The sequence below is a fragment of the Candidatus Halobonum tyrrellensis G22 genome (assembly GCF_000495475.1).
Classification (GTDB): Archaea; Halobacteriota; Halobacteria; order Halobacteriales; family Haloferacaceae; genus Halobonum; species Halobonum tyrrellense.
Map to the genome: position 1 here is coordinate 1 of NZ_ASGZ01000046.1, position 914 is coordinate 914.

2 protein-coding genes are annotated in these 914 nt (G+C 67.6%); one reads left to right on the forward strand and one right to left on the reverse strand.

Annotation, left to right across the window (positions count from 1 at the left end; all coding sequences use genetic code 11):
* Window positions 1-299, reverse strand: a 299-nt coding sequence (locus K933_RS12335) for a hypothetical protein (RefSeq protein ID WP_152529825.1), incomplete at its 3' end; no start/stop codon positions are given.
* Window positions 300-382: 83 nt separating this feature from the next.
* On the opposite strand from K933_RS12335, the gene K933_RS12340 reads away from it, so the two are divergent.
* Complete coding sequence (locus K933_RS12340) at window positions 383-643, forward strand: hypothetical protein (RefSeq protein WP_152529826.1); 261 nt, start codon at window positions 383-385, stop codon at window positions 641-643.
* Window positions 644-914 lie beyond the last annotated feature (271 nt).

Consider the following 914-nt stretch of genomic DNA (forward strand, 5'->3'; position numbering starts at 1 on the left):
GAAACGCCCTTGAACCCGCCCACGAGGAACAGGATCCCCTGCGCGAGCAGGACGACGAGCGGGAGGACGACTGGACCGCCCGGGACGCCACACCAGCCAGCCACGTCGCCGCCGCCGCTGGACTGCGCGGCCGCCACCTGCGCGAACAGGAGCGACCCGGCCGTGATCGGCGCCGCCAGCCGAGACGCGAGGACGCGCGTGATGTACTGCCGATACTGGCGGACGGCCTCGCGGCCCGCGTCGAGCGTCCCGAGGTCGTCCGCGTCGTCCGCACCATCCGAGTCAGTAGCTTCGACCACGTTGTTTTCCACACGGACAAGACACTTAGATGTTTTCCATGTGGCCAACTTCTAACTGTCCGCGCTCTATACTGAGATATATAATGGAGCGCAATCAGAGGCAAACTGTGCCGCGGGACTACGAAGATCCGACCCCCGACGCCGTGTTTGAAGCGATGGTGGCTGGGCGGTGCTACGTGACGGCCGACCTCGTCGCTGAGTTCTCGTCTCACGACCCGCCGCGGCAGACGATACGGAACCGGCTCGACTCGCTCGCCGAGGCCGGGCGGATCGTCCGCCGGAAGCACGAGAACGGGGCCGTCACCTACCAGCGCCCGGCACCCGACGGCGGCGAACCGCAGTAAACTCCATCCTGCTATACCTTCTCGCGGGATCTCTCCCCGGACAGCGGCGCGTCGAGCCGTGTCCGGCGCCGTCCGAACCCGGGGTTGGACACCTCGAACGGCAGTAGCGCGCCGCTCCCGGCCATCTACCCGGGACTGAGATTAGTGTCCGGGGTGTCCGGGGTATTCGGCGACCTATCGGGCGTACGGGTGGGCGAGCGCGCGCGTACACGCGCGATAGTTCCGAGATCACCCCGGACACCCCCACCTATCGGGGCGCGAGCGGCGCCGT